The organism is Rubrivirga aquatilis (assembly GCF_046845665.1).
Classification (GTDB): domain Bacteria; phylum Bacteroidota; class Rhodothermia; order Rhodothermales; family Rubricoccaceae; genus Rubrivirga.
This window is the reverse complement of sequence record NZ_CP177355.1, coordinates 1,901,657-1,915,691: the sequence shown is the minus strand read 5'-3', so window position 1 is coordinate 1,915,691 and position 14,035 is coordinate 1,901,657. Positions and strand designations below refer to the sequence as shown.

Sequence of the window (14,035 nt, the reverse complement as noted above, 5' to 3'; positions counted from 1 at the left end):
GGTGGGTCAGGCAGCGAGGCACGGCCTCCCTAACGCGTCCCCTCTCCCCCTGGGAGAGGGACAACCGGTAGGTCGGCGTAGCCAGGGTGAGGGGCTTCCGCCACCTCGGGATTGCCGCTGGCGTCTGCCGAGCGCCGTGCGACGAGCGCCGCCACGTCCTGGCAGATCCGACCCAGCGCCCACAACGCGGCGGCGGCGGCGAGGGCCGGAGGCGACGCGATGAGAACGCCGAGTCCTTCGAGCGGGCTCACCGCCACAGCGACTACCGCACCCATCACGAGAAGCCCACCGGCCGCAAGCGCGGCGAGCGCGTAGCACGCCTGCGCGGGGAGCGGGGCCTGCCGGGCAGACCGGAGCGCGCGGGCGATCATGAGGCCGGAGCGGCAGGGGGGGCACCCGACGCGACGCCGTCCCCGCTGGCGTCGGCGGCGGGCCGCTCCGTCTCCACCGCGCCGTCGGGCCGCTGCGCGAGCGCCTCGTCGAGCAGGCGGTACGTCTGGCGCTGGAGCCGGGCGACGGCCTCCGTTTCGAGCGGCCCGCTCACGCGGCCGTCGCGCGCCAACGGGTCGAACACGCGCGCGCGCCGCGCCTGCTGCAACGCCTCGACCGACTGCCGAATGAGCGCGAGATCGGACTCCGACGGCGTGCCCTCTTCGAGCCGCCGCGCGAGACCCGCCAGCGTGGCGACGGGCCCGCTCCCGGCCGCCAGCCGCACGAGATCGAGGGCCGGCCGCGCGCGATCCACCACGCGGTCGACGGCGACGACGAGCCCGGAGGCCGCCGTCTCGCCTGCGTCGAGCAGCTCGGCGGCGACGGCCTCGACCGAGCGGTACGCGGCCGTCCGGCCCGTCAGCGTCAGGCGGACGACGGCGCGGCGGACCTCGGGGGCCTGCTCGCGCACCGACTCCGCGTGCTGGCGCAAGACGGCCGCGACACGCTCGCGTAGGTCGGCCGGGCGCTCGGCCCCACCCACGTCGACCGCGAGCCCGTCGTAGCGGACGGTCGCGAGGGGGAGCACCTCGGCGGTCGCCGTCCCGTCCTCAGCGATCTCGACGAGGTACGCGCCGTGCGCGCCGGGCTCGCCAGGGTCGAGCGGCTGGGGCGAGCCGGGGTACAGCACGAGCCGCCCGTCGCGCTCGTGCGCCGTTGGCCCGTGGACGTGCCCGAGCAGCCATGCCGAGGCGCCGGTCGCCCACAGATCCGCCAACGCCACGGGTGCGTAGGGGCTCGTGGCGTCGTCGAGTTGGGTGTGTGCGATGCCGACGAGCGGCACGTCGCCCGCGGGCGGGAACCCGTCGAGCGGGAGCGCCGAGACGTGCGCGCCCGCGAACGACCACCCGCAAAACCGGAGCGCGACGCGGCCGTCGACCTCGAGGTCCGCCGTCTCCCACGTCTGCCCCCGGCCCAGCACGCGGACGCCCTTCCCGACCGCGTCGGCGACGGCGCCGAGCACGTCGTGGTCGTGGTTGCCGGCGACGGCGAAGACGGGCACGCCCGCGTCCGCCAGCCGGTGCAGCGTCCGCTCCAGCACGCCGAACGCCTCAAAAAACTTGTTGCTCTCGTCCGCCACGTCGCCCGTCAGCACGACGGCGTCGACGCGCCGCTCGATGGCTTGGTCGACGAGGGCCCGGACGACGGCCTCGACGCCGAGCGCGGGGTCGCCCGGCGGCACGCGCGACGGGTACCGCCCGAGGTGGAGGTCGCCGCTGACGAGGAGGCGGGCGCGAGGACCAGACATAGCGTTGGGGGGACGCGGGAATCTAGCAGTCGGCGACCACGGGACAAAGCCCCGGCCACCGGGGGCGGAATCTCGGATGACGTACGGGGTCCCCAGTGAGACCCGCGCCCATCGGGCAGCCGGAACTCGTCGTTATTCCGGCGCCGCCCGGTACGTCGCCCCGCCCATCGTGAAGGTCAGGCCAGAGGCCGCGCCGTCGGGGCCGAACGCCACGTCGAACACGCCGTCGGTGTTGCGGAGTTGGAGGCGCGTCGGCGACAACGGCACGATGGGGAGCACGCCGGCGCGCCACGGCATCGACAGCCCGAGCCCGTCGCCGAGCCGCTCGATCACGAAGGTGCCCCCCCCCTCTCGGGCGTAGCTCCCGACCAGCCGGTCGCGCTCGGCATCGCTCAAGTCGACGGCCGCGAGCGCCGCGTAGCCGGCGGGCGGCGCCTCGCGCTCCGGGGTCGGACGGACCCACAGGTTGCGGAAACGGACCGGGCTCCCGTGGTCCTGAAGCTCGATCCGGCCCGGCCCGTGCGCGACGTAGGGCAGCGACTCCAACCAGATCGTCGTGCCTGGCAGCAGTTCGTTGTTCTGCACGAGCACGCCATTGTGGAAGACGGTCAGCCGAGCAGGCGTGAGCACGTGGCCTGCGTCGTCGAAGCGAGGCATCCGGAAGGCCACGTCGTAGCTCTGCCACTCGGTCGGCGGGCGCGTGGCGTCCGCGAGGGGGGGGAACTGGCCGTAGATGCTGCCCGCACGGCCGTCGGCGTAGGTCGGGTTCTCCCAGTTGTCCAGGATCTGGACCTCGTAGCGACCGTCGACCAGGAAGAGGCCGGAGTTGCTCCGGTCCTGGCTCGACTTCTCGGGCTCAGCGGCGGGCATCCACTCGATGTGGATCTGGGCGTCCCCGAACGCGGCGCGGGTGCGGATGGGCCCGGCGCCCGGCACGGCCACGAGCGCTCCGTTCTCAACCTGCCAACGGGCAGGATCGCCCTCTCCGCTCATCCAGTTCTCGATCCCCGTCCCGTCCGGTCCGATCAGCACAACGGCGTCCGACGGCGCGGCGATCGGGAGGGCCTGGGCGGTCGGCTCGACGCGCGGCGGCGCGGGCCGGGTGATCTCGTGCTGCCGCCAGCCGGGGGGCGCGGGGGCATGCGGTGCGGCTGGTGGGGCGGCCGGTGGCACGGAGGCGCAGGCGCCGAGGGCGGCGAGGACGACGGCGGCGGCGAGGCGGACGGTCAAGGCGCGGGCGGCGGGTGCGCGCGGAGGATACGCGGGCAGGACACACAGGACATGGTCGAGCGCTGAAAGCTCCCCCGAGGGCGCGCGGCGCCCCGCCAGTCCCGACCCCGTCCCGACTCGGTCCGCCTGTTGCCCCACGACTCACGCCCCTTCTACCCCGCCACCATCCGCCGCTGTGTCGCGTGCCGGTCGCCGTCGGCCGGGCAGACAGGGGCGTCTCGGCGGGGGGCTCCACGGGGGACGTGTCACGGGGCGCCCCACGGTCCATAGGCGCACGTCCGGGGTCCCCCGCACTCGCCGCCTCCCTGTTCTGCCTCCTACGCCGTCACATGCTCCCTTTTCGGCCGGGCAATCCAGTGCATCGTCGGGGCCGGGGTGCTGGCGCCGTCGCCGTGGACCCTCCCGCTTCCCACGACCGCTGCGTTCTCGGGCCGGTAGGTCGGGACGAGCCGGGCGAAGGCCGCACGGATTGCCTCGCCGTCGCCGGAGATGGCCTGCGCTTCCAGGTCGTCGATGAGCGGACCGAGGTCGCCAGGGGCCATGAGCCCCCGGGCCATGAGGATCTTCTCGTGCGGGCCGGGCTCCGTGCCCTCCTCGGCCATCAGCAGCTCCTCGTAGAGCTTCTCACCCGGGCGCGTGCCGGAAAACTTGATCTCGATGTCAACGCCCGGCTCCAGCCCGGAGAGCAGGACCAAGTCGCGGGCGAGGTCGGCGATCCGAACGGGCTCGCCCATGTCGAGGACGTAGACGCGGCCGTTCTCGGCCGACGCCCCTGCCTGAAGGACGAGTTGGGCGGCCTCGGGGATCGTCATGAAGTAGCGGACCATCTCGGGGTGCGTAACGGTCAGCGGCCCGCCCCGCCCTATCTGCTCGCGGAACAGCGGCACGACGCTGCCGCGGCTGCCAAGCACGTTCCCGAACCGGACCGATACCATCGCGCAGTCCGCGTCGGCGCCAGCCTCCGCGACCACCATCTCGGCGGCGCGCTTGGAGGCGCCCATCACGTTCGTCGGGTTGACGGCCTTGTCCGTGGAGATGTTGACCAAACGGTCGACGCCAAACGCAGCCGCGAGTTGGGCCACGTTCCGCGTCCCGAGTACGTTGTTGAGCACGGCCTGCGCGGGGTTGTCTTCCATCAGCGGCACGTGCTTGTGGGCCGCGGCGTGAAACACCACGTCGGGCGAGAACCGCTCGAAGACGGCCGCCAGCGACGCCCGGTCGCGGACGTCGCACACGACGGCGTGGCGCGCGAGCTCGGGCCACTCGCGAGCAAGCTCGCGGTTGATCTGGTAGATGCTGTTCTCGCCGCGTCCGAGCAGGACCACCGACGCGGGGCCGAACGGCGCGATCTGGCGTACGATCTCGGACCCGATGGACCCGCCGGCCCCGGTCACGAGCACGCACCGTCCGGCGACGTAGTCGCGGATGGGGCCGGCGTCGAGGCGGACCGGATCGCGGCCCAGCAAGTCTTCGAGATCGACGTCACGCATCTGGCTGATGCGCACCTTGCCCGCGGCGATGTCACCCAAGCGGGGCACTGCGCGGCTTGGGACGCCGGCGGCGCGAGCGGCCTCGACGATCCGACGAATGACCGCGCCCGGCGCCGTCGGCAGGGCCAGCAGCACCTCATCGATGTCGTACTCGGCGACGACAGGGCCGAGATCGGCCAGGGCCCCGAGCACGGGCAGGCCAAGGTGGAGCTGTCGGGCCTTCGACGTGTCGTCGTCGAGGAAGCCGACCGGGGTGAGGCCGGAGTCGGGCTGGCGGAGCAGCTCTCGGACGAGCAAGACGCCCGCGTCGCCGGCCCCCACGATGAGCGCACGGCGCGTGTCGGACTCGTCGGGCCGCCGGGTCCGCTCGTGGCTCCGGCGGCGAGAGAGCCGGACGGCGCTCAGCATCAGCACGGCCAGCCCCGCCTCGATGATGGGGACACTCCGGGGGACCACGGTTCCGTCGAGCAGCGCGGCCGAAACCCCCAGCAGCGCCCCCACCGACCCGACCTTCAGCAAAATGCCGTGCAGGTCGCTCACTCCCACCCACCGCCACGGGCGGCGGTAGAGCCCGAACGCGGAGACGGCGGTGGCCTTCAGCACTGCACCCACGGCCGCGTAGGCAACCAGCGCCGGGACGAACCCGGCCACGTCGCCCTCCAGCCGGAGCAGAAACGCGAGCGGCGCAGCGGCCACCCAGACGGCTACATCGATCGCATATTTCGACCACGCATTCACGTTCGTGTTCGCGATCAAGCCGGTCATGCGAGAGGATCGAGGCGGGAGGGATTCCATAGATGTGCAGCCTCCCGTCTGGTGTGGTGGGACCAAACGGCCCTCCAAGGTACCGGGACGGTGGCCAGGTGCCCCTCTGCTATCGGTGGAATCCCGATGAGATGAAGGCCTATGGGCGAAAAGACTCCCGTCTAGGCCTGTGTGCACGTGCCCACACACACATCTAGGGCATCACCCTAGCACCGCCCGTACACCGGCCACCACGCGGTCCACATCCTCGGCCGACATGGCGGATCCCGACGGGAGGCACAGCCCGTCTGCGAAGAGGCGATCTGCCACGGCGCCGCCGACGGCCGGGTACCCGGCGTAGACCGGCTGGGCGTGCATCGGCTTCCACACCGGCCGCGCCTCGATGTCGTCGGCCTCGAGCGCCCGTCGGACCTCCTCCCGGGTGCCCGCCGCGACGGCGGGCTCGATGGTGAGGCAGGTGAGCCAGCGCGTGTGCACCCCCCAGTCCGCCTCGGGCATGAAGGCGACGCCGGGGAGGTCGCCGAGCGCGTCGCGATACGCAGCGAAGACGGCGCGGCGCGCGGCCACCCGGTCGTCGAGCACGCGGAGCTGGCCCCGGCCGACGCCCGCCAGCAGGTTGCTCAGGCGGTAGTTAAAGCCGATCTCCGAGTGCTCGTAGTGCGGCGCGGCGTCGCGCGCCTGGGTCGCCATCTTCTTGACGTGCGCGGCGGTCTCGGCCCGGTCGGTCACCAGCATCCCGCCGCCCGACGTCGTGATAATCTTGTTGCCGTTGAACGAGAAGATGCCCGCCCGGCCGTCGATGCCCGGCGACCGCCCGCGGTAGCTCGCGCCGAGCGCCTCGGCGGCGTCCTCGATCAACGTCACGCCGTACCGCTCGCACAGCTCCGCGAGCACGTCGAGGTCGGCGGTCTGGCCGTAGAGGTGGACGGCGACGAGCGCCTTGATCTGCCGTCCGCTGGCGGCGCGATCCCGAAACAGGTCCTCGACGAGCGACGGGTCGAGATTCCACGAGTGCGGCTCGCTGTCCACGAAGACCGGCGTGGCGCCCTCGTACAGGATCGGGTTGACGCTGGCGCAGAACGTCAGGTCGGAGACGGCGACCTCGTCGCCGGGCCCGATCCCGAGGTCCCGCAGGGCAAGGTGGAGCGCGGCCGTCCCGGACGACAGGGCGACGGCGTGCTCGGCCCCGACGTAGGCCGCGAACTCCGCCTCGAAGGCGTCGACGTGGGGGCCGACGGGGGCCACCCAGTTGGTCGCGAACGCCTCGGTGACGAACGCCAGCTCGTCGGTGCCGATGTGGGGCGGAGAAAGGAAGAGACGAGGCATTCAGGAAACAGACTTGAGGGTTAAAGGTGCCAGCCGGCCGGGCGCTCTTTGATGGGCCGGGCCGGGGCACCCACGGCTGTCACGTTTGCCGGGAGGTCCTTCACGACCACGGCCCCCGCCCCCACGACGGTCCATTCTCCGATGCGCTTCCCCTGGATCACGACCCCGCCGGTCCCGAGGTCGCACCCCTCTCCCACATCGACGTTTCCGGACACGTTGACGCTGGGAGCGCCGGTCACGAAGTCGTGCAAGACGGCGTCGTGCCCCACCGTACAACCCAGGTTGAGGATGACGTGGCGGCCGATCTCGATGTCGGTCGTGACCATCGTCCCGGCGCAGAGGACCGATCCCTCGCCTATGGAAACGTTCCGTCCAACCCACGCGCGGGGGTGGACGAGCGTCGCGAACGGGGCGTCTGAGACGTCGCGAATGCGATGGACGACGGCCCGGCGGACGGCGGTGGCGCCGATCGCGACGACGGCAGAGACCGAGTCCCGACCCGCGAGCCAGTCGACGCCGCCGAGCACGGGCAGGTCGTGGACCATGGCGCCGCGGAGCTCCGGCCGGTCGTCGAGAAAGCCCGCGATCCGCCACTGCGGATCGACGTCGTTGAGGTCGAGGGCCACTTGGAGCACTTCGCGGGCGAAGCCGCCCGTGCCGACGATGACGAGGTCACGCATGGAGTGAGGGGGGCGAGTGGGTGTCCGGCGTGCCTTCGAACTCCGCCATCGTCGCCTGTCCGTCGGCGGCGATGCCCTCGCGCACGATCACCTTTCTGAGGGTGAGCGCCAGGATCTTGAGGTCGAGCGCGAGTGAGGCGTGATCGACGTACCACGTGTCGAGGGCGAACTTCTCGTCCCACGACAGGGCATTGCGCCCGTTGACTTGGGCCCACCCGGTGATGCCCGGGCGCACGTCGTGGCGACGGGCTTGCTCGGGTGTGTAGCGGTCGAGGTAGCGCATGAGCAGCGGCCGGGGGCCGACCAGGCTCATCTCGCCGCGCGCCACGTTCCACAGCTCGGGCAGCTCGTCCAAGCTCGTCGCCCGTAGAAAGCGGCCGAAGGCGGGGAGGCGATCGGTGTCGGGCAAGAGGGTGCCGTCGGGGGCTCGGTCGTCGGTCATCGTTCGGAACTTGACCATCTCGAACGGGATGCCACCGAGGCCGGGGCGTTGCTGGCGGAAGAGCATGGGCGCCCCCAGCTTGACGCGGACCGCGACGGCGAGCGCGAGCAGGACGGGGCTCAGCACGGTGAGCCCGAGCACGGCCGCCGTGCGGTCCAGCACCGGCTTCCCGGTGCGGGCGTAGAGGGTCGGCGTGTCGGCCAGCCCCGATGGGCCGCGAGCGGGCGGGTCAGGCATCTCGGGTGGGGGGCTCGGCGGTGGGCAACCGCTCGCCATAGTAGCCGACGAGCGCCGCGACCACGCGCTCGGATCCGAAGAGATCGAGCGCCCGCTCGCGGGCCTGCCGCCCGAGGCGCCGGCGCTCGTCCGGGTCATCGGCCAAGGCCTCGATGTGGGCGCGCAAGCCCGCGATGTCGCGCGGCTCGTGGAGGAGCCCGCTCACGCCCTCCTCGACGGCATCGACCACGCCGTAGATCCGGGACGCGATGGCGGGGATGCCGACCGCCGCCGCCTCGATGACGACACTGCCGAACCCCTCGCGGTAGCTCGGGAGGCAGAACACGTCGACAGCGGCCATGAACGTCTCGGGAGCGGGCGTGAACCCGACAAACCGGACGCGCTCGCGGACCGGGCCCGTGACATCTTCGATCTCGGCTCGCAGCCCGTCCTCGTCGGGACCGACGACCAGTACCTGAATGTTGGGACGCGAGGCCGCCGCGCCGACGAACGCTCGCGCGAGGTCGGCCACGCCCTTGTCGCGCGAGAGGCGCCCTAGAAAGAGGAAGGCCACGTCGTCAGGCCCGATGCCGTGCTCGGCGCGGATCCGGGCTCGCGTCTCGGGGTCCGGCGCGAAGCGCGCCGTGTCGACGCCGGCGATCGACCCGTTCGCGAGCACGTCTCCGTTGTCGCGAGCGACGACGCCCTCAGCGACCAGAAAGTCGAGCTGGGAGCGGCTGTCGGCCAGGACGTGCGTGGCCGACCGAGCCGTAAGCCGGTCGATGGCCTTGAGAAGCGTCCGCATCGGCCCCGCGCGCGTCGCCCAGACCTGCCCCGTGAACGTGTGCGTCCGCACTGGGACGCCCGCCAGCGCCGCTGCCGTCATCGCCAGCAGCCCCGCCTTGGGGGTCACGGAGTGGACGGCGTCGAACGCCTCGTGGCGGAACAGGGCGCGCAAGCGAAGGAGCGCCGCGAGGTCGCTCCGTAGGTCGATCGGCCGCTCGATGCGCACGGGCACCACGGTCCCACGGATCCCTGCCTTCGCGAGCAGCGCCGTGTCGTCAGTGTTCGCGACGAGGGTCAAGTCGTAGCGTTCCGAGAGGGCGCGTAGGTGGCCGAGGAGGAACGCCTTGGCGGTCGTCTCGGAGGCGACCACGAAGCAGACGCGGGGGCGGTCCGGGGTGTGATCAGACAAGGGATCCACCGGAGGAGGGGACATTCGTCTCCAGGATCTGGGCGATCTCGTTCGCGTGCTGGGCGGCCTCCGCGTCGGTGAGGGCGGCCACGTTTCGGCGGGACCTCAGCAGGTCCAACTGACCTGTAGCCGCAAGGGCCCGGGCCGCCCCGCTCCGGGCTAGGCTCGACAGGTACGCCAGCGCGCGGTCTCGCCACCCGAACCCGCTGGCGGCGTGGGCGATCGTGCCCCGGATGACGCGGTGGTTCGCGAGTTGCTTCTCGATCGTCACATTGCCGTCCTCGCGGTAGTAGTACAGCGGCTCGGACACGAACCGGACGCGGAGGTCGTCCTTCGCGAGGGCGCGCACCCACAAGTTCGCGTCCTCGGCGATCGGCAGCGTCTCGTCGTAGGCGTTCCTCCGAACCCACGCCCGGCGCGCGACCACCGACGCGTGGACGATCCCGCCCTGCCCGGCCAGGACACTGGCCGGACTCAGGCGGTAGCCGTCCGGGACACACCGGATCCCCACGGGGGTCCCATCGTCTCGGATGGAGCAAACGCCGGTAGACACCAAGTCGGCCGTCGGGTCGGCGGCGAGGGCTCGAAGCTGCGTCTCGATTCGATTGCGGGCCATCAGGTCGTCCGCGTCCATCCGGGCGACGAGCTCGTAGCGCGCGAGCCCGGCGATCTGGTTCAGCCGCGCGCCGAGCCGCCGGTTCGTGCCGTCAGAGTAGACACGGACCCTCGGGTCATCCACGGACCGGGCGATCTCCAGCGACCGGTCCGTGGACCCGTCGTCGACCAGGATTAGCTCCCAGTCCGTGTGAGTCTGGGCGAAGACGGACTGGATAGCGCCTGCCAGAAAGGCTTCTGCGTTGTAGAACGGGAGGCCGATCGAGACCGGGGGCAGGGCGCCGGGTGTTGCCGAGGCGAGAAGGGTCACCACTGGAACAGGTCCGGGTTGACGCGGTACGGAACCAAGTCGCTGAAGGCCATCGTGGTGAGCACGAAGAAGACCAACGTGAGGGCGGTCGCGAGGTAGTTCACGGCCACCTTGTTGCGGGCGGTTTCGGCGGAAGCGAAGAGCATCGGCCACATCAGGATGGCGACCGGGCTGAAGTACATGTGGAGCCGGAACAGGCCCGAGGGGTTGACGCCGGAGAACACGGACGCCAGCGCGGGGATCAGTCCCACGAGGTAGAGGTTGAGCAGCAGCAGATAGACCTCGGCATACCTCGCTTGGACGCGCTCCCGAAATACCAGCAGCGCAGCGCCCTGCACGACGAGGTAGGCCAGGAACACCTCTCCCCCCCCCCCCTCGCCGGGCTGGGCGTACACGTAGTAGCGGTCGCTGATGAAGTCGCCCGCTAGCTGGATGATCGGCTGAAGCAGGGCGATGGCCGCTATGCCTGCCGCGCCAAGGAGCAGCAGGCGATTGAGCGTAAAACGTCGAGACGCGAGCACGTACATCGGTAAGGCCACCACGGCAGAGTGGTGGAACGTGGCCGCGATCGCCACCATCACCACGTAAAGGATCGCCTTCCGATGGATGAGGGCGGGCAGGGCGGCAAAGCAGATGGCTGCCGCGAGCCCCTGTCGGGCCCCGTTGAAAAAGAAGGTGTACACGCCCAGCGTCACCAGCAGGTAGATCGCCCAGTCGACGCGGACCGCCAGCCGGGTGATCGTCCACATGTAACAGCCGACCACGATCATGGCGATGAGTAGCAGTATCGCGGCGTACGAGTCCGAGATCGACCGCGCTGCGAACACCAGCAGGTTGAAGCCGACCTCAGTTGACCTGACGATGTGCGCCGACGAGGTCGCGACAGAGAACTCATAGACGTAGTTGCCCGTGTCGAGCCCGACGCTCCGTTCGCGGAGCCCGGCGAATGCGGCCAGGATGACAGCGACCAGCCACAGGCTCAGCCGGCGGGTGGCCAATGACCGAGACGCGCGGCCGGCGGCGGCCAGGAGCGAGACGGCAAACAGGACGAGGAGGTAGGGGGTCATGCGCTCGCATTCATCGATTCAGGACGCCGCGCGCCGGATCGGGCGGAGTCTCCTCGGTTGCTCAGCACCCCGTGGCGGGCATCCGGGGTAGGCACCGGCCCGGAGGCAGCCCGGACGATGCGATTGGCCCAGTGGGAGGCGAGCGCGTCGAGGGCGACGACGCTGATCAGCCCGAGCCCGAGGTCAATCTCGGGTGAGATGGCATCCGACAGGGCGGCGGTCAGACCCGCCACCTGCAACTCGGACAGCACCACCAGAAGGTCTTCGTGGATTGATAGGGGAAGCAAGACGTCCGCTTGGGCCATGAGCGCGGCGATGTCGTCGCGCAAGCCGAGCGCGGTCGCATGGGCCTCTAATTCCCGGGCAGTGATTTCGAGGCCGATCTCGCCGCGAGGCTCGCCGTCCCCCAAAAAGAGGTCAAAGTCCGTCCCTGCGTCTCGGAGCTCGGCCGTGATGTCGGAGAGCCCGAGACCTTTATCCGGCTGCAATCGCAGACCCTGTAGCACCACGGTCCGGCGCGAGCCGTCCCCTTGGGTACCCGGATCCGCTTGCGTTGACGGGGCCGCGAGCGCTTCGTTGTCGATGGCATTGGGAACGATCACAACGTTCGAATCCCCCGGGACGTGGTACGCCGCGTCTCCGCGGGAGACGGGATGACGGACGCTCCCGAGTCGATGTATCGGTCAGTCGACGTGGTGGCATCGAACTTCGCCAGCAGAACCATCCGGGCGCGTTTCACTCGTTCCCGATGCCGAGGGTCCCCGAGGACCTGCCGGAGCGCAACGGCAAATGTCTCGTCCAGCGGATGCTGCTCAGCATCAAGGCGTTCCGTGTAATGGGGTGTGATAAGCCCGCCCTCAACCTCAATAACTGAATCCACGGTCTGGCTGCTCAGACCAGCAACGCTCATCAGTTCTGCGATCCCCTGAGTACAGTAGGAGGACACGACAGGAACGCCCAGTGCAATCGCCTCGACGATGACGTTGGGCGTGCCTTCAAATCTAGAGGTCAGGGCGAGCGCGCTACTCCTCGCGAGGAGCTTGTACGGGTTCTCCTTCCGGCCGAGGAAGAACACACGATCTGAGATCCCCTTCGTGAGAGCCAGCGCCTGCAGCCTATCGAGGACCGCTGGCGATCCGTCCCCAATGAACACCAGGTTGCAGTCCACTCCGCTGCGGACGACATGAGCGAAGGCCCGGACCAAGCGCCATGGGGCCTTCTCATCTGAAAGGCGCCCGACAAAGGCGACTGCTGGCCGCTCGAACGCGACCTCCTCCTCTTCGGATACGGCCTCGTCAGCTCGTTCCGTGATCAAGTCAATATCGTGAGGATTATAAATAATAGACAAGTTTTCAGTAAATTTGTATCCGCAATTATCAACCACATCATCATGTATTCCCTTGCTTATACAAACAACTCGGCCAAACGCCCCATACAAGTGTCGATACGCAAATCTTGAAACCCGATTGAGCAGAGTGTCCTGCTCAAACTCTGAACTCTTAAGAGAATGTATACTGGCAACCTTGAATTCGCGAGTGAATGTCAAACAGGAAAATAAATTGGCAACATCTCCAAAGGCAATCGAATGCGTTATTTTTAAATTATTTATATATCTCCGAATACGAAAAGGAGATTTTATATAAAACAACGTTCTTTTAATTATATTCATCTCGTAAAGATCTATTTCACTAAGGTATATTTCGTCATCACCAAAACTGACCACGTCATCAACACGCTTTATAATCTTGACTACACTTACCACGTATCCGCGGCTCACATATTCCGTGTAGAACGTTTTCACTAAGCGCTCGATGCCCCCCACGCCCCCGTATGGCATAATAAGAAGTATTTTCTTATCTACGGACATAGACTCTCGAACAACTGATACCACTCTTTGACAATCTCCCGGGGCGAGTAGTCCTGCGATTTTTCTCGCGCCCGCTTGCCCATGCGCTGACGCTTAGGCGAGTCCTGGATCAACACACTCAAGGCGGAGGCTAGGCCATGGGTGTCTGCCAGTGGGACCACGACTCCTGTTTCGTCGTGATCGATGATGTCCGCGGGCCCATGTGGGCAGTCGAACGTCACGCATGGCACGCCACACGCCATGGCTTCGATGAGGACCATGCCGAATCCCTCGAACCGAGAGCTCAGCACACAGATCGATGCCTGTAGAAACTCTGCCTCAATGTCCTCAACCGGGTCATGAAAGCCGACACTGTCGGAGATTCTAAGATCGTCCGCAAGCGCGCTTAGGCGTAGGTCAGGGTCCTGCTTCCCGTAAATGTCGAGCGTCCAGTCTGGGTGGTGCCGACTGACGTCAGCCCACGCCGGAAGCAAGAGATCGTATCCCTTCGCGTATGCCTGGCGCCCGACGGCGATCACTCGCTTGTGATCAAGCGGCGCGACCTGGGAAGGGAAGAACGAGAGCGGATTCCCGATGGTTCGTGTCGGAAACGGCCACTCCCCCGCATTCCCTTCCGAAAGCACGACAAAGACATCGAATCGCCGACCGAGCACATTCATCAGCCTAAGCTGAGCGCGTGCGAACAGGTTGCCAGCCCCGCTCTTCGACCCGATCACGATGCTCTTAGCACAGTGACGCTCATACACCCAGGCTGCGTCTGTCCGGATCAAGTACGGCAACAGGAACGCCTTAATAGCATCATCGCAAACACAGATAACATCTGGGCCAAATCTTTCAATGACCCCCTGCAATTGACTACGATAGGAGGCCAAATAGCCAACAGGATCACCAGACGCGACCACTACCGACTCAAAACCGATCTTGCTAGAAAATGTGAAAAACCTATCATCTACATCTTCGTTGAGCGAAAGTATCAGCACGTCGCAGCCATAGTCATCAGCGAGAGATGACGCCTTGACGGAAAGAACACGCTCGAGGCCGCCGCCGCCAGTTATCCCATTGGTGATGTAAGCTATTCGCATTTATCTACATTT

At 68.1% G+C, this 14,035-nt stretch carries 13 protein-coding genes; all 13 read right to left on the bottom strand.

Going from position 1 to position 14,035, the window contains the following annotated elements; genetic code table 11:
• Positions 1–29: 29 nt before the first annotated feature.
• On the bottom strand, positions 30–371 hold the full coding sequence (locus tag ACLII4_RS08240) for a hypothetical protein (protein WP_412070424.1): 342 nt from the start codon (positions 369–371) through the stop codon (positions 30–32).
• A complete protein-coding gene (locus ACLII4_RS08235) occupies positions 368–1,738 on the bottom strand; it encodes a metallophosphoesterase family protein (RefSeq protein WP_412070423.1) in 1,371 nt (456 codons plus the stop codon). Before ACLII4_RS08235 ends, ACLII4_RS08240 begins: the two co-directional genes overlap by 4 nt.
• Positions 1,739–1,870: 132 nt before the next feature.
• Positions 1,871–2,968, bottom strand: coding sequence for a DUF1080 domain-containing protein (locus tag ACLII4_RS08230; protein WP_412070422.1), 1,098 nt, complete (start codon positions 2,966–2,968; stop codon positions 1,871–1,873).
• A 317-nt stretch (positions 2,969–3,285) separates the two neighbouring features.
• Entirely contained in the window at positions 3,286–5,223 is a 1,938-nt protein-coding gene (locus tag ACLII4_RS08225) for a polysaccharide biosynthesis protein (RefSeq protein WP_412070421.1), read from the bottom strand.
• Positions 5,224–5,424: 201 nt separating this feature from the next.
• Positions 5,425–6,549 (bottom strand): DegT/DnrJ/EryC1/StrS family aminotransferase, encoded by a 1,125-nt coding sequence (locus ACLII4_RS08220; protein ID WP_412070420.1) that lies wholly within the window; start codon positions 6,547–6,549, stop codon positions 5,425–5,427.
• Positions 6,550–6,569: 20 nt separating this feature from the next.
• Positions 6,570–7,229, bottom strand: a complete 660-nt coding sequence (locus ACLII4_RS08215) for an acetyltransferase (protein WP_412070419.1) — start codon at positions 7,227–7,229, stop codon at positions 6,570–6,572.
• A complete protein-coding gene (locus tag ACLII4_RS08210; RefSeq protein WP_412070418.1) occupies positions 7,222–7,908 on the bottom strand; it encodes a sugar transferase in 687 nt (228 codons plus the stop codon). Before ACLII4_RS08210 ends, ACLII4_RS08215 begins: the two co-directional genes overlap by 8 nt.
• On the bottom strand, positions 7,901–9,091 hold the full coding sequence (locus ACLII4_RS08205) for a glycosyltransferase (protein ID WP_412070417.1): 1,191 nt from the start codon (positions 9,089–9,091) through the stop codon (positions 7,901–7,903). The genes ACLII4_RS08210 and ACLII4_RS08205 overlap by 8 nt, the downstream gene beginning before the upstream one ends.
• Positions 9,075–10,007, bottom strand: a complete 933-nt coding sequence (locus ACLII4_RS08200) for a glycosyltransferase family 2 protein (protein ID WP_412070416.1) — start codon at positions 10,005–10,007, stop codon at positions 9,075–9,077. Before ACLII4_RS08200 ends, ACLII4_RS08205 begins: the two co-directional genes overlap by 17 nt.
• Positions 10,004–11,074 carry an EpsG family protein gene (locus ACLII4_RS08195; protein WP_412070415.1) on the bottom strand — a complete coding sequence of 357 codons (1,071 nt, stop codon included), beginning with the start codon at positions 11,072–11,074 and terminating at the stop codon, positions 10,004–10,006. The genes ACLII4_RS08200 and ACLII4_RS08195 overlap by 4 nt, the downstream gene beginning before the upstream one ends.
• On the bottom strand, positions 11,071–11,676 hold the full coding sequence (locus ACLII4_RS08190) for a hypothetical protein (RefSeq protein WP_412070414.1): 606 nt from the start codon (positions 11,674–11,676) through the stop codon (positions 11,071–11,073). The genes ACLII4_RS08195 and ACLII4_RS08190 overlap by 4 nt, the downstream gene beginning before the upstream one ends.
• Positions 11,673–12,941: a glycosyltransferase gene (locus ACLII4_RS08185; protein ID WP_412070413.1), complete on the bottom strand. Its 1,269-nt coding sequence runs from the start codon at positions 12,939–12,941 to the stop codon at positions 11,673–11,675. Before ACLII4_RS08185 ends, ACLII4_RS08190 begins: the two co-directional genes overlap by 4 nt.
• Complete coding sequence (locus ACLII4_RS08180) at positions 12,932–14,023, bottom strand: glycosyltransferase (protein WP_412070412.1); 1,092 nt, start codon at positions 14,021–14,023, stop codon at positions 12,932–12,934. Before ACLII4_RS08180 ends, ACLII4_RS08185 begins: the two co-directional genes overlap by 10 nt.
• Positions 14,024–14,035 lie beyond the last annotated feature (12 nt).